The sequence below is a fragment of the Nocardia sp. NPDC004711 genome (assembly GCF_053601595.1).
Window position 1 is genome coordinate 49,271 of sequence record NZ_JBSGCB010000044.1, and the last position, 19,369, is coordinate 68,639.

The 19,369-nt window shown below is 67.7% G+C and carries 23 protein-coding genes; 10 read left to right on the top strand and 13 right to left on the bottom strand.

Going from position 1 to position 19,369, the window contains the following annotated elements; translation table 11 throughout:
* Positions 1-24: 24 nt before the first annotated feature.
* Together ACWEKS_RS35140 and ACWEKS_RS35145 are read right to left on the bottom strand one after the other, a co-directional pair.
* Positions 25-1,434, bottom strand: coding sequence for a wax ester/triacylglycerol synthase family O-acyltransferase (locus tag ACWEKS_RS35140; RefSeq protein WP_452344097.1), 1,410 nt, complete (start codon positions 1,432-1,434; stop codon positions 25-27).
* A 24-nt stretch (positions 1,435-1,458) separates the two neighbouring features.
* Positions 1,459-2,796, bottom strand: a complete 1,338-nt coding sequence (locus ACWEKS_RS35145; protein ID WP_452344098.1) for a cytochrome P450 — start codon at positions 2,794-2,796, stop codon at positions 1,459-1,461.
* A gap of 263 nt (positions 2,797-3,059) precedes the next feature.
* Here ACWEKS_RS35145 and ACWEKS_RS35150 point away from each other — a divergent pair, with 263 nt between their 5' ends.
* A complete protein-coding gene (locus ACWEKS_RS35150; protein ID WP_452344099.1) occupies positions 3,060-4,325 on the top strand; it encodes a PucR family transcriptional regulator in 1,266 nt (421 codons plus the stop codon).
* A 17-nt stretch (positions 4,326-4,342) separates the two neighbouring features.
* Here ACWEKS_RS35150 and ACWEKS_RS35155 read toward each other — a convergent pair whose 3' ends face one another.
* Positions 4,343-5,176 (bottom strand): SAM-dependent methyltransferase, encoded by an 834-nt coding sequence (locus tag ACWEKS_RS35155; RefSeq protein ID WP_452344100.1) that lies wholly within the window; start codon positions 5,174-5,176, stop codon positions 4,343-4,345.
* A 171-nt stretch (positions 5,177-5,347) separates the two neighbouring features.
* Complete coding sequence (locus tag ACWEKS_RS35160) at positions 5,348-6,220, bottom strand: SGNH/GDSL hydrolase family protein (protein WP_452344101.1); 873 nt, start codon at positions 6,218-6,220, stop codon at positions 5,348-5,350.
* Positions 6,221-6,464: 244 nt separating this feature from the next.
* Between ACWEKS_RS35160 and ACWEKS_RS35165 the strand changes: the two genes are divergently transcribed.
* Positions 6,465-6,674 (top strand): cold-shock protein, encoded by a 210-nt coding sequence (locus ACWEKS_RS35165; protein ID WP_452344102.1) that lies wholly within the window; start codon positions 6,465-6,467, stop codon positions 6,672-6,674.
* 268 nt (positions 6,675-6,942) lie between these two features.
* Here ACWEKS_RS35165 and ACWEKS_RS35170 read toward each other — a convergent pair whose 3' ends face one another.
* Positions 6,943-7,344, bottom strand: coding sequence for a PPOX class F420-dependent oxidoreductase (locus ACWEKS_RS35170; RefSeq protein ID WP_452344103.1), 402 nt, complete (start codon positions 7,342-7,344; stop codon positions 6,943-6,945).
* A gap of 153 nt (positions 7,345-7,497) precedes the next feature.
* On the opposite strand from ACWEKS_RS35170, the gene ACWEKS_RS35175 reads away from it, so the two are divergent.
* Complete coding sequence (locus tag ACWEKS_RS35175) at positions 7,498-8,274, top strand: EI24 domain-containing protein (RefSeq protein ID WP_452344104.1); 777 nt, start codon at positions 7,498-7,500, stop codon at positions 8,272-8,274.
* Between the two features lie 82 nt (positions 8,275-8,356).
* Here ACWEKS_RS35175 and ACWEKS_RS35180 read toward each other — a convergent pair whose 3' ends face one another.
* Complete coding sequence (locus ACWEKS_RS35180) at positions 8,357-8,707, bottom strand: DoxX family protein (protein WP_452344105.1); 351 nt, start codon at positions 8,705-8,707, stop codon at positions 8,357-8,359.
* A 61-nt stretch (positions 8,708-8,768) separates the two neighbouring features.
* On the opposite strand from ACWEKS_RS35180, the gene ACWEKS_RS35185 reads away from it, so the two are divergent.
* Positions 8,769-9,680: a LysR family transcriptional regulator gene (locus tag ACWEKS_RS35185; protein ID WP_452344106.1), complete on the top strand. Its 912-nt coding sequence runs from the start codon at positions 8,769-8,771 to the stop codon at positions 9,678-9,680.
* Between the two features lie 274 nt (positions 9,681-9,954).
* Here ACWEKS_RS35185 and ACWEKS_RS35190 read toward each other — a convergent pair whose 3' ends face one another.
* Both ACWEKS_RS35190 and ACWEKS_RS35195 read right to left on the bottom strand, forming a co-directional pair.
* The gene (locus ACWEKS_RS35190; protein WP_452344107.1) at positions 9,955-10,776 is read right to left on the bottom strand and encodes a thioesterase family protein; all 822 of its coding nucleotides are present in this window, start codon (positions 10,774-10,776) and stop codon (positions 9,955-9,957) included.
* An 87-nt stretch (positions 10,777-10,863) separates the two neighbouring features.
* Positions 10,864-11,238 (bottom strand): cupin domain-containing protein, encoded by a 375-nt coding sequence (locus ACWEKS_RS35195; protein ID WP_452344108.1) that lies wholly within the window; start codon positions 11,236-11,238, stop codon positions 10,864-10,866.
* Positions 11,239-11,316: 78 nt separating this feature from the next.
* Between ACWEKS_RS35195 and ACWEKS_RS35200 the strand changes: the two genes are divergently transcribed.
* Complete coding sequence (locus ACWEKS_RS35200) at positions 11,317-11,763, top strand: MarR family winged helix-turn-helix transcriptional regulator (RefSeq protein WP_379400848.1); 447 nt, start codon at positions 11,317-11,319, stop codon at positions 11,761-11,763.
* A gap of 16 nt (positions 11,764-11,779) precedes the next feature.
* Here ACWEKS_RS35200 and ACWEKS_RS35205 read toward each other — a convergent pair whose 3' ends face one another.
* Positions 11,780-12,637 (bottom strand): GNAT family N-acetyltransferase, encoded by an 858-nt coding sequence (locus tag ACWEKS_RS35205; RefSeq protein ID WP_452344109.1) that lies wholly within the window; start codon positions 12,635-12,637, stop codon positions 11,780-11,782.
* A 165-nt stretch (positions 12,638-12,802) separates the two neighbouring features.
* Here ACWEKS_RS35205 and ACWEKS_RS35210 point away from each other — a divergent pair, with 165 nt between their 5' ends.
* Positions 12,803-13,117 carry a hypothetical protein gene (locus tag ACWEKS_RS35210; protein ID WP_452344119.1) on the top strand — a complete coding sequence of 105 codons (315 nt, stop codon included), beginning with the start codon at positions 12,803-12,805 and terminating at the stop codon, positions 13,115-13,117.
* 52 nt (positions 13,118-13,169) lie between these two features.
* Positions 13,170-14,216 carry a crotonase/enoyl-CoA hydratase family protein gene (locus ACWEKS_RS35215; RefSeq protein ID WP_452344110.1) on the top strand — a complete coding sequence of 349 codons (1,047 nt, stop codon included), beginning with the start codon at positions 13,170-13,172 and terminating at the stop codon, positions 14,214-14,216.
* On the opposite strand, the gene ACWEKS_RS35220 is transcribed toward ACWEKS_RS35215, so the two are convergent.
* Positions 14,213-14,677: a MarR family winged helix-turn-helix transcriptional regulator gene (locus tag ACWEKS_RS35220; RefSeq protein ID WP_452344111.1), complete on the bottom strand. Its 465-nt coding sequence runs from the start codon at positions 14,675-14,677 to the stop codon at positions 14,213-14,215. The two genes, ACWEKS_RS35215 and ACWEKS_RS35220, sit on opposite strands and share 4 nt — an antisense overlap.
* A gap of 390 nt (positions 14,678-15,067) precedes the next feature.
* Here ACWEKS_RS35220 and ACWEKS_RS35225 point away from each other — a divergent pair, with 390 nt between their 5' ends.
* Positions 15,068-15,370 carry an excalibur calcium-binding domain-containing protein gene (locus tag ACWEKS_RS35225; protein ID WP_364621204.1) on the top strand — a complete coding sequence of 101 codons (303 nt, stop codon included), beginning with the start codon at positions 15,068-15,070 and terminating at the stop codon, positions 15,368-15,370.
* Between the two features lie 185 nt (positions 15,371-15,555).
* Here the strand turns inward: ACWEKS_RS35225 and ACWEKS_RS35230 are convergent, their stop codons facing one another.
* Positions 15,556-15,780: a DUF3618 domain-containing protein gene (locus tag ACWEKS_RS35230; RefSeq protein ID WP_354834192.1), complete on the bottom strand. Its 225-nt coding sequence runs from the start codon at positions 15,778-15,780 to the stop codon at positions 15,556-15,558.
* Between the two features lie 140 nt (positions 15,781-15,920).
* Here ACWEKS_RS35230 and bcp point away from each other — a divergent pair, with 140 nt between their 5' ends.
* Positions 15,921-16,394 carry a thioredoxin-dependent thiol peroxidase gene (bcp, locus tag ACWEKS_RS35235; RefSeq protein WP_452344112.1) on the top strand — a complete coding sequence of 158 codons (474 nt, stop codon included), beginning with the start codon at positions 15,921-15,923 and terminating at the stop codon, positions 16,392-16,394.
* A 72-nt stretch (positions 16,395-16,466) separates the two neighbouring features.
* Here the strand turns inward: bcp and ACWEKS_RS35240 are convergent, their stop codons facing one another.
* Positions 16,467-17,783, bottom strand: a complete 1,317-nt coding sequence (locus ACWEKS_RS35240) for a hypothetical protein (RefSeq protein ID WP_452344113.1) — start codon at positions 17,781-17,783, stop codon at positions 16,467-16,469.
* A gap of 292 nt (positions 17,784-18,075) precedes the next feature.
* Here ACWEKS_RS35240 and ACWEKS_RS35245 point away from each other — a divergent pair, with 292 nt between their 5' ends.
* Positions 18,076-18,714: a TetR/AcrR family transcriptional regulator gene (locus ACWEKS_RS35245; RefSeq protein WP_230329926.1), complete on the top strand. Its 639-nt coding sequence runs from the start codon at positions 18,076-18,078 to the stop codon at positions 18,712-18,714.
* A 20-nt stretch (positions 18,715-18,734) separates the two neighbouring features.
* Here the strand turns inward: ACWEKS_RS35245 and acpS are convergent, their stop codons facing one another.
* Positions 18,735-19,157, bottom strand: a complete 423-nt coding sequence (acpS, locus tag ACWEKS_RS35250; RefSeq protein ID WP_354834180.1) for a holo-ACP synthase AcpS — start codon at positions 19,155-19,157, stop codon at positions 18,735-18,737.
* Between the last annotated feature and the right edge of the window lie 212 nt (positions 19,158-19,369).

The window sequence follows — 19,369 nt, forward strand, 5'->3', positions numbered from 1 at the left end:
GACCGGGAGCGTTGTCGTTTCGTCTCACCCCGCAGACGGCAGGGCGCGTTCCTCCGCGGGCAGCAGCAGCGCTGTCAGCTCGTCGAGAGCGGCGTCCAAACCGTCGGTCAGGTACTCCATCGCCGGCAGCTTGTCGGCCGCCCCCAGCACACCGAAGTGCAGCGCGTCGAGGTAGCCCACACAGGTGACATTGAACGGGTTGCCGTGCATGAGCAACGAGATCGGGTACAGCGACTCCAGCCGGGCACCGTTCCAGTACAACGGATTTCGGGGTCCGGGAACATTGGAGATGCCCATCGGATGCGACGCCGGAGTGTTGGTGCGACCCCAGGTCAGTCCCATGATCCACGGCAGGGTGACGGCCAGACCGTAGCCGATGACCGTATTGGCCGGGAGGCCCGCCATTTGCTGCTTCGCGGCGCGGATGGCCGCGCGGACCGCGGCCAGGCGCTCGGCAGGGTCGGCGATATCGGTACCCAGCGCGGTGAACATCATGCCCGCGCGGGTACCCACCCGATCGTCGTCGCCTTCCCGCAGGTCCACGGGGACTCCGGCGGTGAGCGGGCGTGCGGGTAGCTCCGCATGGTCGGTCAGGTAGTCGCGCAGGGCCGTGCCGACCAGATACAGCACGATGTCGTTGATCGTGCAGTCGGCGGCCTTGGCCAGCCGCTTGAACCGGCCCAGGTCATAGCGGCGCAGGGACAGGTCCCGGCGGCCGGTGATCGGCCCGTCGAAGATGGACACCGGCTGCTGGTAGGCCCGCTGCGCCGGGGTCCGGCCGCGGGCGCGGCGCAGGGCGTCACGGCCCGCCGCGCCGATGCCGCGCACCAGTTCGAGCACGCCCCGCAGCGTCACCAGCAGGGTCCGCAACCGACTCCCCGACGGAACCCGCTGTGGCGCATTCGGATTCACGCGGCCGACGGTGAACAGGTTCGGCGTGTCCCGGTCGGCCGGATCCGTCGAGAAGGTGTCGGTGAACAGCCGCATCAGCGACGCGCCGTCGAACAGGCTGTGATGCACCTTGAGAATGAGGGCGAAGCGGTCAGGCGCCAGGCCCTCGACCAGGTGCATCTCCCACTGCGGCCGGGTCGCATCGAGTTGTTCGCGGTGGATGCGGGCGGCCAGCTCGACGAGCTCGCGGCGGTCGCCGGGCCGGTTCAGTTGCCAGGTCCGGATGTGGTCGGCCGGATCGACCTCGGCGGCCTCGCGCATGAGGGCCACCAGACGGGTCAGCGGGCCATTGACCGGCACCAGATTCCACGGCTGCGGCACCGCGATCGGCGCGACGACCTGTGCGCGCCAGCGCCGGACGAAGCGGGCCGCATCCCCGTCCGGGACGGTGAACTCCAGCAGGAATGCGACATGCATGGGCATATCGGGTGATTCGAGGGACAGCCAGACGCCGTCGGTGGCCGACAGCCGCTTGATCGCCATGCGCGATCCTTTCGTGCTCGGGACTCAGTGGGCCGGCCGGGGTGTGATATCCAGCCGCATTCCGGTCGGGATGACGGCGAAATGGAAACGGTCCCTCGGTGGTTCGCTGTTCGCCGGCAGCGCGATGTCGAAGTTGCGGCACACCATGCCGGTGACGCTCTTGACCTCCAGCATGGCCAGGCCACGGCCCGGGCAGAAACGGGGGCCGGAGCCGAACGGGGTGGAGGCGTCGGGTCGGTGATTGCCGGGGCCCTCGTTCAGCCAGCGATCGGGATCGAAAACGTGTGGCTCGCTGAAGTTCTCCGCCTGCAGGCCGGCGTGCTGGACATTGACGACGACCCAGGTTCCAGCCGGGATGTGCACCCCGGCGATGGTCCGGTCGACGATCGCTTCCATGCCGATGAGGGGCGTGGTGGGCTGCAGCCGCATGGATTCGGCCGCGACCGCCTCCAGGTAGGGCTGCCGGTCCAGTACCGACGGGATCTCGGCGATCTCCTCCCGAATCCGCTGCTGCACTTCGGGTTTCCCGGCCAGATGGTAGAGCAGCCAGGCCATGGCGTTGCTGGTGGTGTCCTGGCCCGCGATGAGGATCGTGAGCGCTTCCGCGAACAGCTCGTCATCGGTGAACGAGCCGCGGCCGTCCTGCGCCAGCAGCAACGCCTCGATGAAATTCGTGGGCCGCTCGGGGAGATTCGCGCGGGCGCGGGCGATGACGGCGGTGAGATCCTGCCGCAGGGCCGCCAATGCGCGCTCGAGGGCCCGATCGTCGGGCAGCTTCACATAGCGCCAGTAGGGGAACGGCGTGGCGAGCCGGCGATTCAGAATGGGGAAGATCAGCTCCAAATGGCGCTGAATGACGTCGCCGGATTCTTCGATGGTGTTGATGTCGTAGTCGAAGGTCAGTTTGGCGGTGACATCGACCGTGTAGCGGGTCAATTCGGCGCGCACATCCTCCGGGGACCGGTGTTCCCAGCGCCGGCGCAGGCGTTCGGTAATGGTCTCCAGGGTGGGTTGGAAGCCGCGCAGGTGAGTCGCGTTGAAGGCGGGCATGGCGAGCTTGCGCCGCCGCCGCCAGGCCTCGCCCTCCAGGGAGAACAGGCCGTTGGAGCCCATCTCGTCCATGACCGACTCGATGGCGGACTGCCGCCGGAAGCCGCCGGGGCGGTCCCGCAGGATCTCCCGATTGAGTTCGGGATCGCTCACCACCACGATCCGCCGACCGGGCATGCCGACCCGGTACACCGCCCCGTATTCGTCACTCCAGGAGTCGAATTGGCGATGCAGCAGGGAGGGTGTCAATTGCGGGAGATTGCCGACCAGTGGCCATCCTCTGGGCCCCGGTAGATCGTCCACTGACACCATTCGAGAAGTCGAGAGGGACACTACCGGAGCTTAACCGCGAATTGGCTCGAATGCGAAAGATGAAGAACCGCTTTGCATTCGGAGACAAGAAATACGGTGCAATTTGGTTTCGCGAAACCAATCGAACTGAAATCGAGCGAAAGTGACTGCACCCCTTGCCAAGCAACCGTTTGGTGTCATGGCGACCAGGGATGATGCTGTGCCGATTGGTATTTCGCACACACTCCTTGGTGCTCGAGTCTGTTCTTGATGACAATCGGCTGATGCTCGCCCTCGTTCCCCCACTGGGTGATGACTCGCCCGTCCTGGCCCGCCTGCTGCCGCGGCTCCCGGAGATTGCCGCCGGTATCTTCGAAGCCGCACTGGGCGCGGTGCCCGGCCTCGAGAATCTGCCCGAGGACCACTTCGCCGATGTCATGCCCAGCTTGCTGGCCGGGACGGTGGCGTTCATCCGGGCCATCGAGGAGCGGCGCGTGATCACCGCCGAAGAGGTCGCGGAGTACGTCGTCCCGGTGGTGGAGCGGCACGCCGAGGACCGAATCCCCGTGCGCCAGCTCATGACCGGACTGTTCGGCGGCGCCCGCTATCTCTGGGACGAGGTCGCCGCGACCGCGGAGCCGCACGAGTTGCCCGATATCGTGGCGATCGGCCAGCGGGTGCTCGAGGCGCTCATGCACATCACCATCACCATCTCCGAGGTGCACTCCGACGTCGAGCAGTCCATCTACACGGTCGAACGCGAGGCGCGCCGCGCCCTGTGCTCGGCCCTGCTGCGTGGCGCGCCGGTCGAGGAACTGGCGGCCCGCGCCGACATGGCGCTGGCGGACCGCTACGACGTCCTCACCTTCCACCTGCGCCCCGACCCGCTGGTCCTGGTGGCCGACACCATGGTCACCCGCCGCCGGATCCGGCAGTTCCAGCAGGCACTCGACGCGCTGCTCGGGACGACGGTCCTCAATACCTTCGACGGATCGAACGGAATCGCCCTGCTGCCCAGCAGATCTCGTCCGGTCCCCGAGATCGGCACGGGTCCCTTCGAACGCCTGGCGGCGAGCCTCGCCGAACAGTTCGGCGTCGACGTCTTCCTCGCCGAATGTCGGGGCATCGACCGTGCCGACCTGCCCGGTGCGGCGCGGCAGACCACCGACCTGGCCGAACTCGCCCGCCTGCTCGGCCGCACCACCGGCGCCTATCGCCTCGACGATCTACTGCTCGAATACCAGCTCACCCGCCCCGGCCCCGCCCGGGACCGCCTGGCCGAACGCATCGCCCCGATTCTGAGCCACCCCCACCTCTTCGAAACCCTCGACGCCCACATCCGGCACGGCTCCGCCGACCGCAAGGCCGCCGCCGCGGTGGTACACGTCCACCCCAACACCTTCAGCTACCGCCTCCGCCGTGTCGCCGAACTGACCGGCCTGGATCCCAGCGACCCCAACGATTCCCGGCTGCTCGCCGCCGCCCTCACCATCCACCACCTCTACCCGGCTCCCGTCGTGCCGGATCCCGGTGACGGAGCGGCCATGTGACGAAATGCGCGAACCGGCTAGCGTTTGAAGCCGACGCCGCCGACGATGCAGTGCCGCACGGCGTTCAGGGGGGCCAGGCGGGGGCCGTCGGGCCACCAGTCGTCGCAGAGCACCAGGCCCGGGTCGATCATCTGCAGGTCACCGAACAGGGCCTGGATCTGGGCGCGGGTGCGGAAGCGGCCGGAGCCCATCGGGCTGTGAACGAACTTCTCCTCCATCTTGCGGGCCAGATCGCTGTACTCGTCGGCCTCCGGATCGTAGAAATGGGCGATCGCGACGTAGGAACCCGAGGGCAATGCGTCGATGTAGGTGCGCATGAGGGCCGCGGCATCGTCGGACGGATAGTGGTGCAGTGTCCCGATCTGGAACATCGCCAGCGGGCGGGTGAAGTCGAGCTCGTCGCGGACCTCGGGATGTTTCAACACCTCGAACGGCCGGAAGATGTCGGCAGTGACGATGGAGGTGTTCGGACTGCCGACCAGCAGGGCGTGGGCGTGGGCCAGCACCATGGGGTCGTTGTCCACATAGACGACCCTCGAATCCGGATCGACGCGCTGCACCACCTGATGGGTGTTCTCGGTGGTGGGCAGGCCCGAGCCCAGATCCAGATACTGGTCGATGCCCGCCTCCTTGGCCAGGAAGCGGCACACACGGATCAGGAAATCCCGGTTGGCCCAGGCCAATTCGGCGACGCCGGGGGCCACCGTGCGGACCTGATCCAATACCAGGCGATCGACCTCGAAATTGTCCTTGCCGTTCAGCGCCGCATCGTAGACGCGGGCGATGCTGGCGCGCGTGGCGTCCACTCCGACCGGTATCGCGCTCGGGTAATCAGCTGCCGGCCACGCCATCCCCGCTCCCCTCGATGCATCCAATCCTCGACCTCGCTCATGGTAAATCCGAGCTCACCGCCCCGACCTGGGTCTGCTCGAATTACTCGTTTGCCATCGACGATCAGGGCAGCCTGGGCACTGCGGCCCGGGCGGTGGGGATGGAGACGAGGGAGGCCGCGGCGCAGGCCATCAGAGCGTGGCTGCCATCTTCTGCGCGGTCGCCGCGTGCCCGTACTGATTCGGATGGAATTGCGCGCCTTCGCCATTGTCGACCGAGGTGCCGTTGACCCAGCGGTCCGGGATCGCCTCGCAGACGTCGTGACCGTTGTAGATCTCGTAGGTGCTGAAGTACTCGGTGCCGGCCTGGGAACGCAGCATGGTGTTCAATCCGCCGACGACGGTGTCACGCGCCCAGTCGACATCGGCGGGCAGCACCGGCTGCCGCCCGGCGCACAGGGCCGCGTTGTCGGGCAGGATGTGCGGGTAACCGACCAGGACGACCCGTGCCTGCGGGGCTCGGGTCTTGATGTCGGACACCAGTTTCGCGACCTTGGCCGCGACCTGCGACAGCCGGGCCGGCATCGAGGCGTCGTACTTGTTCTTGCACCCCAGCAGCGCCTCGGCACTACCGCTGGCGATTCCCGTTCCGAGATTTTGGAATACGGCGCTGCCCGTCCCGGATCCCGTGCCGAGGGTTCCCGCCGTCACACAGTCCTTCACGATGTCGGTGAAGCCGATGTCGTTGCCGCCGACGCCCAGGGTGACCAGATTGGTGTCGGCGGTGACAGCGGAGAGCTGGGTGCTGGTCACCGAGTCGGTCGTCGCGCCGCCACACGTGACATCGGTGAGACTGTAACCGCGTGCCGCCGCGAACAGGTGGGCGTAGTTGCGATCGGAGCGTGAGCAGGTCTTGTCGAGGATATTGGAGATCCCGACTCCCGCCGCGTACGAATCCCCCAGCGCCACATACTTCGTGCCGGCGTCGGCGGCAGCGGGGGCGATACCGACGAGGGTCCCGGCGGCGACGATCGCAATAGTGGACAGGCAGTACTTCAGATTCACGGTATAGGTCCTCGCGGTCGAGCTCGGGCGAATAGCCACAGACCGTACGAGATGACCCGGCAACCGATAGGTCAAGCGACCGAATCGTTATCCCCGGTCGGGCGGCGGACCCCGGGCCCAAACCCCCGAGCGGCGGTCTGCGACGAACCGAAGGGTCCTCGTTCGCCGTGTCCGGCCAGTGCGGAGACACGTTGGCCGGTAGGCTCGAGCGGTCCACTCGTCCGATCTGAAGGGACCGGCACCAATGGCAACAGGCACTGTGAAGTTCTTCAACGCAGACAAAGGGTTCGGGTTCATCACGCAGGACGAGGGTGGACCGGACGTATTCGTCCATTTCAGCGCGATCCAGTCGACCGGCTATAAATCGCTGCAGGAAAACGACCGCGTCGAGTACGACGTGGTACAGGGAGCAAAGGGCCCACAGGCGGAAAACGTCGTCGTGCAGGGACAGTAAGTTCTCACCTGCGGACACGGTCGGCAACAGTCGTTCGAGGTTGCCCCGAGCTCATCGCTTGCGCCCGCACATGAACCAAGCCCCCGATCCATGTGATCGAAGGCTTACACAGTCAGGTTCCCGAAGACCCGAACCCGAAGATGACGGCAACTGATCGGCCGCCGAGCGCAGAAACGATGAATGCGCCCCGGCCGTAGTCGGGGCGCTTCGCGGGCGCGCTGTCGGCTGCCGTTGCAGCGCAGGTGATCCGGCCCTGCTGCGAAAACGATCAGTTGCCGGGTGTGCGGCTGGCGAAATCGAAGGAGTCGCCGTCGATGCCCCAGGAGATGATCCGTTCTGGATGGATCCGAATGATCGAGCGCTCCTGGGGAGGGAACGGCGGCTCCTGGTCGTCGAGCGCTTCGGCCGTACCACGCACCTCGATGCCGCGAATGACGTACGGCTCCAGCGAGACCTGCTGGTCGACAACAAAGGAAACCCGGCTACCCGCCGCGACGTTGCGGAACTTGCGGCTGGTGTGCATGCGCATACCGCCGATGTCGATGGTGCCGTCGGCATTCACCCGATAGCTGGTCGGGTTGTTCTGCACAACGCCGTCGGGCGAGACCGTGGCCAGCCGGCCGATCCCGGCTTCGGCGAGAAACTGCTGCTCATTCGGTGTGAAGGTCACCGATGAAGCCTAGCTGCTCAACGCTTCTCGACGGATGGTTGGCAACGATGGCGTCCACTGCCTGCTCCGTTCCGGCGCTCGTCACCGGACCATCTCGCAAACCCGTAGCGCATCGGGCGGGTGGCGGTGAGTGGGCGCCAGTAGGGTTCGGGGATGCGTGATTTCGGGGTTGGGTTTGCCTATCTTGTTCGGGGGCAGCGGTGGGTGGCTCAGCATCCTCGGGATTTCGGGTTCGGGATCGTGCCGGCGTTGGTGACGTTGGTGTTGTATGTGGGGGCGCTGGCTGCGCTGGTCACGTGGGGCGGGGATGTGACGGAGACGGTGACGCCGTTCGCCGATCACTGGCCGAGCCCTTGGGCGGGGTTGTTTCGCGGGGCGTTGGACATCGCTTTGATTGCGCTTGCGGTGCTTGCGGCGGTGCTCACGTTCACCGCTGTGACCTTGGTGATCGGGGCGCCGTTCTATGACGTGATTTCGCAGCGGGCCGATCGGTCGGTCTCGCCGGATGGGATTGCGCCGGAGTCTGGGCTTTCCTGGTGGCGGGAGTTGTGGGTGTCGGTTCGGGACAGTGTTCGGATTCTGGTGCGGGCCATGGTGTGGGCTGTGCTGTTGTTCGTGCTGGGGTTCGTCCCCGTCGTCGGTCAGACTGTGATTCCGGTTGTCGCGGTGGTCGTCACCGGGTTCTTCCTCACGCAGGAGCTCACCTCGGTCGCACTCCAGCGACGCACGGTTCACCTGCGCGAGCAGCTGGCTCTGCTGCGCGCCCGCAAAGGCTTGGCATGGGGCTTCGGCGTGCCCCTGGGGCTGGCTTTTCTGGTGCCGCTGGTCGCGGTATTCCTCATGCCGGGTGCCGTCGCGGGCGCCACTCTCCTGACCCGCGAACTACTGCACGAACCGAACCGCCTCGCGGAAAACCACGCTGACGCCTGAGCGAACCGACTCGCGGCGGCCGCGCAGGCGTTCGAACCCGCCTCGGAAGCCGGCTGCGCGCAACGCTGGAGTCGGGATGGCGTTATCGGGCGAGGGCGAAGGTCAGGGATGCTGCGGCGAAGGCGAAGTACATTGCGGGGAAAGCGATGTTGTGGAGCACTCGGGCGCGGATGTGGACCACGATTGCGGCGATGAAGTAGACGACCAGGCCGAGGGCGGCGGCGATGCCGAGGGGGCGGGCGCCGAGGAGGCCGAGTAGGAGGCCGAGGGCGCCGGCGGCTTTCAGGGTGCCGGCTACGGGGATCCAGGACGAGGGGAAGTTCACCTCGGCCGAGTTGGCCAGCACGAACTTTGCCCGGGCGAAGTCGGCGATGGCCATTCCGCCGTTGATTGCGATCGTGACGAGGGTGATTACCAGGTAGGCGATGGACACCCAACGATGCTGGCCGACCGCGACTTTCCACGTCCAATACCTGCACCTATAACCTGATGGCATGGATGTGGACACGCGGTTGCTGAGGTATTTCGCGGCGGTGGCCCGGGAAGGGAATCTGACCCGCGCGGCAGCGGGGTTGTTCGTGTCGCAGCCGGCGCTGACCAAACAGATCAAGCAGTTGGAGAACCAGCTCGGGGTGCGGCTGTTCACGCGGTCGAAATCCGGTATGGCACTGACGGAACCGGGGCGGGCGCTCGCACAGTGGGTGCCGGAGGTACTGACCAGCTGGGATCGGGCGCTGACCGAGACGATGAGCGCCGCGAGCGCGGCCGCGCGCGTGCTGCGGGTCGGGTTCATCGCGGGCGGGGCCAATGAGGCCACCCAGCTCATCATCGCGGATTTCGTCCGCCGCCGGCCGGAATGGCGTATCGAGATGCGCCAGGCGGCCTGGTCGAACCCGACTGCGGGGCTCGCCGCCGGGGAGGTCGATGTCGCGTTGCTGCGGTTGCCTTTTCCCGGTCAGGAGCGGTTCCGGGTGGAGTTGCTGCTGACCGAACCGCGCTGGATCGCGCTACCCGCCTCGCACCCCCTCGCCACCCGCGAAGTGATCCCGTTCAGTGACCTGTGGGACGAGCCGTTCGTGGCGGCCCCGCCGGAAACCGGTGCGTGGCGCGACTATTGGCTGGCCGCCGACGAGCGCGACGGGCATCCGGTGCGGATCGGCGCGGTCACCGAACACCCCGACGATTGGCTGATCTGCATCGCCAACGGTGACGGGATCGCCCTAGCGCCCGAATCCGCGGCACGCTTCTACACCCGTCCCGGCATCGTCTACCGCCCGGTCAGCGGCGTGAGCCCGAGCCGGGCCGGCGTCGCCTGGCGGCCCGGGGCGGACACCGATCCGGTCGTGCGGGACTTCGTCCGCAGCTGCCTCGATCACCGGCAGACGCCGCCCGCGAGCACCGTGTGAAAACCGGCTCAGGCCCGGCGGATTGCCGGGCCCGAGCCGTATTCCCTTGGAGCCGAGTCGGATCAGACCAGGCGTGCTCCGACGGCGCCGCCACCGACGCCCGCTCCCACCAGGCCGCCGACGCCTGCCGCGGGAATGCCCACGACGGCAGCACCGATACCCGCTCCCGCGACAAGGCCTGCGGCGATACCGATTCCAACGCTCGAGAAACCGCCGTTGCCGGAGTCGGTCGGCTCATTTCGGGCGCTGATGTGCGCCAACGCAGCCGGGACCGTCAGTTGGCGGAGGCGGGGAAGGCCTGAGCTTCGACGAAGGCGGCCATATCGACCTGACGGCGGGCATTGGACAGTGCGGTGATGGTGCAGACCCCGAGCTCGCCACCGCGGTCGTACAGCGTCGCCGTGGAGACGGCAATGCCGTTCGAGGAGACGTGGTCTCGGGCCTGGAGACCCAGTTCCACCCCCTCGGGAAGGCGGGACAGCGTCAAGGTGACATCGGTGTTGATGTAGCCGACGCCCTCGGTACCCCAGTTGCAGACGAGGTTGGTGGAGTCGCTCACGAAGGCCGCGCGCTCGAACGGGGTGATGGGCACGCCCTCGATGAGGGACGGGACGTTGTTCCAGGCCGCCTTCCGGTGCGGATTGACGCCGGAGGCGAAATCGTGGGTCCAGTCGAAGGATCCGGACTTGAACAGCGGCGGGCTGCCCTCGGGGCCGTCGAGCCGGGTCGCGGGGGCGGGGAGGTCCCGGGCGGGCTGCCAGATCCGGCCCGGCGGCTCGGCGGTGGCGACCAGGAATTGCACGGTGGCGCGGGCACGCACGCGATCGTGCTGGACGATGGCGGCGTCGGCCACCCGGATCCGATTGCCGTCGCGGACGATCGAGCTGCGCAGCTCGATGGGCTCGTTCAGGACCGGACTGAACAGGTCGACGGTGAAGCGGGCGGGCACGAAATCGGGTCCGGGGCGGTGCGTTTCGAGTTCGTGGGCCAGCAGGCCGCAGACGGCGGTGCCCGCGAGTTGCCCCGAGGACCAGGCGCTGACCGCCATACGAGTCGCCGTGAAGCGACCGTTCTCGTGGGTGAAGAACGCGGCCATGGTGCCTCCCCTACCGGTTGATGAGCTCCCGAATTAGAACACGTTGCAGAAACGGGAGGGAAGACCCACGTCCCAATCAGCGGATGATCAGTTCACCCACGGCGGGTTGACGACAGTGCCGTCGAGCAGCTCGCCGGTGAAACCGACGGGCGCGTTGACGAGCACCTCGGCGGTCCGGTCATCCGGATTGTCCAGGCGGATGGTGGATCCGGCCGGCGCCACCGCCGCGTCACCGGGCGCCAGCCGCGCGGCCTCGCCGTCGATGGTCAGCGTGATCGATCCCGCGAGCAGGACGAATGCCTCCTCGCGGAGCACGCGGTGCGGGACACCCTGGGTGCCGGGCGCGACCTCCAGCCGCCACAGGCACAGTTCGCTACTGCCGGAGCTGGGGCGGACCAGCGGGGTGAAGCGGGAGCCGTGCATTTCGTGGGACTCGGCGTCGGCGGCGTGGATTACGGGCATTGCCATCTCCTTTAGTCAAGCGACTTGACTATATAGTCAAGCTTGTTGACTTCTTTGTCAAGTGCCAAGATTCCAGACATGCCCGGATACGCACAGGACCTGCCGCTGCTACTGCTCGCGGCCGCCGCGGAGGTCACCGACGCCATCAACGCCGGGTGCGTCGCGGCCGGATTCACCGACATCCGGCCCACCCACGGCTTCGCCTTCGTGCGCATGGCGCCGAACGGCGCGACGGTCGGCGAGATCGCCGACCATCTGGGGGTCACCAAGCAGGCCGCCAGCCAGCTGGTCGAGGAACTCGTCAAAAAGGGCTACGCGCAACGCAATCCGCATCCGCACGACGCGCGCGCCAAGCTCGTCACGCTCACCGAGCGCGGGTGGGCGTGCACCCGCGCCGCCGACGCCGCCGCGGCCCGCTTCACCGAGCGGTGGGCCGCCACGCTGGGACCGGCGGCCACGGTCGAACTGCGCAATGCCCTCACGCGAGTCGTCACGCCCGGCCGGGTGCGCCCGTCGGCCTGGTGACGAATTCCACTACCGCTCAGCCGAGTTCGAGGGAGGTCGCCCCGTAGACCCGCTCCCGGTGATACGCCCGGACGGGCCCGGTGTACATGCGCGCGGTCTCGAAGCTCGGGGTCAACCCGGCCGCCTCCATCAACCGCACCGCGGGCTCGTTGTCGAGCGGAACATCCACCGCCAGCGGCATACCCGCCGCGTGGGCGGCGAGCGCGGCCAGCAACTGATGCGCGTCGCCGGGGGTATCGGCGAACAGTGGGCCCACCCGCAGCGAATCCCGGGCCGGACGCAGGGTGGCGTAGCCGGTGATCGTGCCGTCGACAATGCGAGCGAAGGTCCGATGCCCCGGCTCGGTGAGCCAGGCGCTGAGGAATACCGGCCGATCCGCGGGATAGCACGCGGAATCGTACGGTTGCAGCGCCGCGAAATCCGCCGGCGCGAGCGCGGTGACCGTGTCATCCGGCAGCGGCAGACGCGGCACGCCCACGAATCGCGCACTGCTGTAGGCGAGTTCGAACCCGCTGCGCCGATAGTTGTCCTGCTGCGCGGGAACTCCGTCGAGCCCGACGACCCGCTCCCCCGCGTGCTTCAGCCCGGCTTCCCAGGTGGCCAGGCCGAACCCGCGCCCGCGCAGGTCCGGGCGCACCAGATAGAAACCCAGGAACGCGTAGTCGTCGCCGTAGTTGACCACCGAGACCGCGGTGGCGGGCTCCCCGTTCACCCGCCCGAGCAGGAACCCGTCGGGATCCTGCGCGAAGAACGCGGTGACATCACGCAGCCCCGGGTTCCACCCCTCGGCGGCGGCCCACTCCACCACGGTGGCCCATTCCGCCGGGGTGGCGCGGGCAACGACCAGACCATCGATACGCACGGCATCCGGCATGCGACCACGGTAACCGCAAAAGCTCTGCGACTCGCGGAGATTCGAGGACACGGTGGGCATGCCCACTGCCCCGGTGGAGCGCCCGGCGAGTCGGCCCCGACGCTCCGGTAGGGTCGAGGAGACATGGCCCGCGACCTGCGGGGTTGCGCGGAGTTCGAGGAAGATATGGCCGACTACGCACACTCCGATCACGCCAGCCGGAGCCGGGAGGAGAAGGCCCGGCGGCTGGCGGCCTATCTCTGGGCGCGCGGCATCAGCGGACCCGAACTGCTGGAACTGCCCGCCGCACAACGGCGCAAGCTGGCGCGCGCCGCCGACACCAATCCGCCCAGCACCGATGAGACCTGGCAGGTGGTGGCCGGGCTGCTCGGCGAGAAGGACGCCTGGGCCGAGCGCAATCCCGGGCATCCGCAGGCCTGCCGGGAGCGGCTGGACGAGAAGATCCTCTGGGTGAAACCGCCGGTCAAACCCTGGGAGTAGGAACGTCCCGAAACCCTTGACAGCAAGAAATGAACCGGAGTTCACTGCTTGAGTGTCCCCCGACTACGAGAACCACTCCGGCACCCGCCCGGCTGCCTGGCGCGACGATCTGACCGGCGGTGACGACTCGCTGTTCGCGGGCCGCCCCGAACCGGTGAACGAATACACCGGCCGCACGCTGACCTACCAGGTGACCGGCCGCATCGCCCGCATCACCTTCAACCGGCCCGAACGCGGCAATGCCATCACCGCCGACACCCCGATCGAGCTGGCCGCCGCCGTCGAGCGGGCCGATCTGGATCCGCGCGTGCACGTCATCGTGGTGAGCGGGCGCGGCAAGGGCTTCTGCGGCGGCTACGACCTGTCGATCTTCGCCGAGAACAATCACGAGGCCGACACCGTCGCCCCGGCCGAGGGCGCCCAGCCGACCGAGGGCACCGTGCTCGACCCGGTCGTGCAGGCGCGCAATCACAATCCCTGGGGCACGTGGGATCCCATGGTCGACTACGCCATGATGTCGCGCTTCAACCGCGGCTTCGCCAGCCTGCTGCACGCCAACAAGCCGACCGTCGCCAAGGTGCACGGCTTCGCCATCGCCGGCGGCACCGATATCGCGCTGTTCGCCGACCAGATCATCTGCGCCGAGGACGCCCGCTTCGGCTACCCGCCCACCCGGACCTGGGGTATTCCGGCCGCGGGCATGTGGGCGCACCGGGTCGGCGACCAGCGCGCCAAGCGACTGCTGTTCACCGGCGACAGCCTCAGCGGCAAACAGGCGCTGGAGTGGGGCCTGGCCATCGAGGCCCCACCGGCCGCCGAGCTGGACGAACGCACCGAGGAACTGCTGGAACGCATTTCGCGGGTGCCGATCAATCAGCTGGTGATGGCGAAGCTGGCGCTCAACAGCGCGCTGCTCAATCAGGGCGTGGCCAACTCCGGCATGGTCAGCACCGTGTTCGACGGCATCTCGCGGCACACCCGCGAGGGTTATGCCTTCCAATTGCGTTCGGCCACCGCCGGTTTCCGCGAGGCCGTCCGCGAGCGCGACGAGCCGTTCGGCGATTGGAAGCGCGCCCGGTTCGAGCGGCCCGAGGACTAGGCGATGCCCTCCACGTCGGTGCGCTCGACCTCGGCAACGACCCGTTCGGCCAGCGAGCGCAGCGCGGCCGCCTCCCCAGCGGTCATCTCGTCGATGAACAGCCGCCGCACCAGCTCCACGTGATTGGGGGCGGCGGCCTCGAGCGCCCGGCGCCCGGCGTCGGTCAGCCGCACCTCCCGGCCGCGGGCGTCGTCGACGGCCTGGCAGCGATCGACCAGGCCGCGGGTCGCCATTCGCGACAGGTGCTTGGACAGGCGGCTCTTGTCCCAGCAGATCTCCGCGCCGAGTTCCTTGGCGCGCAGCTGGCCACCGGCCGCGGACAGCGCGACCAGCACCTCGTAGTCGGAGGTCGACAGTCCATCCTGGGCCAGCCCGGCGGCGAGGGCGGCATCCAGGCGTTGCCGCATGCGAATGTAGGACTGCCAGGTCGTCTGTTCCGCATCGGTCAGCCAGCGCGTCATGGCATCCATAGTATCGGCGAATAGTTGACACGGACACCAAGAAGATACTCAGGAACCTCACGGCGAATCCGCGCGGCCATCGAGCACCATCCTGCCGTACAGTACTGACCGTCCAATTTGCGTAGTTCTGGCGGAAATCGTCAATGCGCGAGCGCATTTCCGACCGGAGTGAATGAGACACCCACCGGCAGAAGAGGTTCCGGCATTCGGGGCAAATCCCCTAATTCACCTGGATGAATAGCCCATCCGGTTGACAATGCAACGTTGCGCCAGAAAACTCGACGCCGAGCCCGGACCGGTCACCGCGCCGCATGCGCTTGCGGCGGCGGTGGCACATCCGCGCCGAACCGGGCCAGTTGCCACCCCTATTGCGCCGACATTGAGGAATACATGAACGTTCGCCGGCTTCTCGTCACCGCCAGCGTCGCAGGACTGACGACCATCGCAGCCCAGACCGTCGCCCTCGCCGACGTCCCCACCGGTTCCTCCGGCACCGGTTCCTCCGCCATCGACACCGGCTCCGCCGCCACCGGCTCGGCGGGCCTGTCCCAGACCGGTTCGGCCGGCGGACCCGTCTACGAGAACTGCGACCAGGCCCGCGCGGCCGGCGTGGCGCCGCTGTTCCGCGGCCAGCCCGGCTACAGCCCGCACCTGGACCCGGACGGCACCGGAATGGCTTGCCCCACCGTCTGACAACTCTCGGGCTCTCAGGGATACGCCCCTGAAACCCCGAAAGCCAATGCGGCCCGGTCCTTTCGGACCGGGCCGCATGGCGTTGGGGACCCAGCGATACGACTATGGCCCGGTCCTGTTGGACCGGGCCATAGTCGGGTTCGGTACTCAGGGGTAACCCCCGAGTGTCCGAAAGTCGGCGCTGCTCAGCGGCGGAAGATCTTGACCACGACGAGGGTCGCGACCAGGGCGCCGGCGCCGATGAGGCTGTACTTGATCTTGGGCTCGTTCAGCTTCGCCAGGACCGACCGCTTGGCATTGTCAGCCAGCCGCTGGGGATCGGCGCGGACCGCGAGTTCATCGAGGGTGCTCGCGAGCCGGTTGCGTGCTGCCTCGATCTCCCGCTCGATCGCCTCGGTATCTCTCGCCACGTCACACTCCTGTCTGGAAACCGCGCTGGAAGGCGGCATTGTCGTCTCGGGGCCGCTCGCGCGACGCAGGCGCATGCGAGCCGACCTGTTCAGGAGTGTATCGCCAACACCGGCTCGAGCCCGTCGACTAGCGTGGCGGCATGACCGAGAATCACCGACTCAGTCCCGGCGACACCGCGCCCACCTTCACCCTGCCCGACGCCGACGGCAAGGACGTCTCGCTGTCGGACTACCGCGGACGCAAGGTGATCGTCTACTTCTACCCGGCCGCCAGCACGCCCGGCTGCACCAAGCAGGCCTGCGATTTCCGCGACAACCTGGCCGATCTCGAAGGCGCCGGCCTCGAGGTCGTCGGCATCTCCCCCGACAAGCCGGCCAAGCTCGCCAAGTTCCGCGACACCGAGCAGCTCACCTTCCCGCTGTTGTCCGACCCGGACAAGGAGGTGCTGTCCGCCTACGGCGCGTTCGGCGAGAAGATGATGTACGGCAAGAAGGTCACCGGCGTTATTCGATCTACCTTTCTGGTCGACGAGAACGGGAAGATCGAGGTCGCGCAGTACAACGTGAAGGCCACCGGGCACGTCGCCAAGTTGCGCCGCGACCTGTCCGTCTGACCGCGAAAGCCCCGAATCCCGGCCCTGATTCGGGCCGGGATTCCTAGCGAGAGTCTCAGGAGAAGGAAGCCGCTACACCTTCGGCAGCGCCTGTGCGGCCCACTGGAGCATCATCCGCCAGTGGTTGTCCCACCAGGAGGAGAACTCGGTCGTGTCCAATGGCGGGGGCGCGAGTTCGCCCGGGAACAGCCCGGATTCGGTGGGTGCGCCGACCGTGTGGGTCGGGGCCGGGATGATCGACTCCGGATTCGAGGCGACCTCCGGCTCCGGGCGGGCCTTGATCAGCGGCCTGGGTTTCCCGCCGGTCCGCGGGTTGTCGGCGCGCGGACCCCAGTTCAGCGTGGCCGGATCGATGGTCACCATATCGCTGGGCTGCAGTTCGGGCGTGGGCTGACCATGGGCGGGCTGATCGTAGTTCGGTGTCACCCCGTCCGTTGGATCGACCGGGCCGACCGGCAGCCCGTCGACGAAGGGACCGCCGGTTCCGACCTCGGTTGTGGCGGGCGCCGGTGCCTCGCCGGCCGGATGCTCGGCAGCGTTGCGCGGGTCGGCGGAGACCCGGGAATCGATGAGCATCGGGGCCGGAACCCTCTTGGAATCACTGCCCGAGGTATAGATCCCGGCCGCCACCAGACCGCCGGCCAGCACGCCGGCCGCCGCGAACAGGGCCGCGGTGCCGCGGACGCGGCGGATCCGGTCGGCGGCCTCGCCCGCGAACTCGGCCTCGGGCAGGGCGGCCAAGGCCGCGCCGATGGCCGGTGCGGCCGCCGCCACCGAGCACGGGATGACCGGTGCGCCGAAGCCCGACTCCAGGGCGGCCACCACCGCGGGTTCGGTTGCGGCCGAACCGATCAGCACCACCGCGTCCGGCTTCACACCCGCCGCGTCGAACTGGTCCCAGGCGGCGGTGACGGCTGTGCGGATGGCCTCCTCGGTGGCCGCGCCACCGGTGAGCGTCACCGCGGCGAGCACTCGGCTGCGTTCGGGCGAGATCAGCGAGAAGGCCTGGAAGCCGGGCACCACCTCGCAGATGGCGAGATCCTCGAATTCATCTACCCAGGTCATGGCGCGCGCCATCGCGAGATGCGCGGCCTTGGCCGACACCAGGGAGGCGTCGCGCCAGGAGCCGGCGGCCAGCTTGGTGACGATCGCGCGGCGCTCGGCGGCATCCCGGTAGGCGACCGCCGCGCCGAGAATCTCACGGCCCGTACCGATCCGGTCGGCGATGTCCTCCAGCGCCGACTCCACCGCGACCGCCAGGTCGGCCTTCGTATCTCCGGTGATCGGTTCGACACGCTCGAGCACCACGCGCTCGGACACCTTGTCGCCGTCTTCGGTGAGGGCCACTGCACGCACCGTGCCGCGCTCGGTCGCGACGCCGATGGTCACCGCGGAACGAACAGGGGTAGAAGCAACCACAATCAGCCTTCCAACGTCGACGTACTGGCGGACGGACAGTCGATATGCGCCGGCAGAGATCCGCAGCTGGGAGGCAGCTGCGATGGGTGTTCGGAGCCGAACGCGGCGTGGATGGGTGGGATGCGATGACACACGAAGTACCGCAGCGTGTCATGCGCGTGTCGCTACCCGTAGGCTGTTCATCGTGGAAGCACGCACGGGAACCGGGTCGACGCGACGACCGGACCCTGCGTTGGAGCTGCAGGACGATCCACAGGAGCTGATGCCCCGTCGCCGCCCGACGCAGGAACGATCAAAACGCAAGTTCGACGCCCTGCTGCAGGCATCCCGGGAATTACTCGTCGAGGTCGGCTTCGAATCGTTCACCTGCGAAGAGGTCGCGGCCCGCGCGGAAGTGCCGATCGGCACCCTCTACCAGTTCTTCGCCAACAAGTACGTCATCGTCTGCGAGCTGAATCGCCAAGACCTGGTGGCGGTTTCGCAGGAACTGGCCGATTTCCACGGCGAGATCCCGTCCATGGACTGGCTGCGGCACATGACGCAGCTGGTCGATCACCTGGCCGATCTGTGGATGACCGACCCGTCACGGCGCGAGGTGTGGCTGGCCATGCAGTCCACCCCGTCCACGCGTGCGACCGGCGCGATCCACGAAAAGGAGTTCGCCGAAGCGGTTTCGCAGATGCTGCGCCCGCTCATGCCGCGCACCCCGCGCGGCCGCCGCTCCATGATGGCGCAGGTGCTGGTGCACGTCGTGTACTCGATGCTGAACTTCTCGGTGCAAGACGGGCTCAGCCATGAGGACGCCGTCGCCGAGCTCAAGCGCCTCATGGTGGCGTATCTGCTGATCGCGGAAAAGGAATCGCGCTCCGGCGGGCAGCGCACCACCTTCGATCCGGAGTAACCGCGACCCTCCCCTGCGGATCAGTCGCGCATCAGATCGGCCAGTTCGCCCGGATCCTCAAGCACCACCATGGCGGCGGCGGTGTCGCCATCGTGGGTGAGTGACAGGTGAACTCGCACCCGGGGCAGGAATTCCGCTGCCAGCCCGTGCAATTTGATGCTGGGCCGTCCCCAGGCGTCGTTCACGACCTCGATCAACGGGTACGGGTTGTCCCCGATCTGCGGGCTGCGGGCGAAGCGAGAGGTCGCCCACGCCTTGATGACCGCTTCCTTGGCGGCCCACCGGATGGCGTAGCTCCGGGCCGGGTCGGTGCCCTTGCTTTGGCAGTAGCGCCGTTCCCCAGCGGTGAAACTTTCCCGGAGCATGGTGGTTCCGGTGCGTTCCAGTTGTTCGGCGAACTCGGAGATGGTGACCAAGTCCAGGCCGATACCCAGGATCGTCACAGTGCGGGACTCCTAGATTCCTTGTGCGTGCAGTCGAATTGGCTGCGAACATACCAGCGGACCTACGGCACCGTAGGCTCCCTCGAACACATGTCCCAGTCGTCGCAGTGCCATGTGGTCCGCTCGCGGACATGGAAACAGCGGGCTCGCGCCGGGCACTCCAGGAGCGCCGACGCGAGCCCGCCGTGTCAGACCTGCCGGGGGCTACTTAC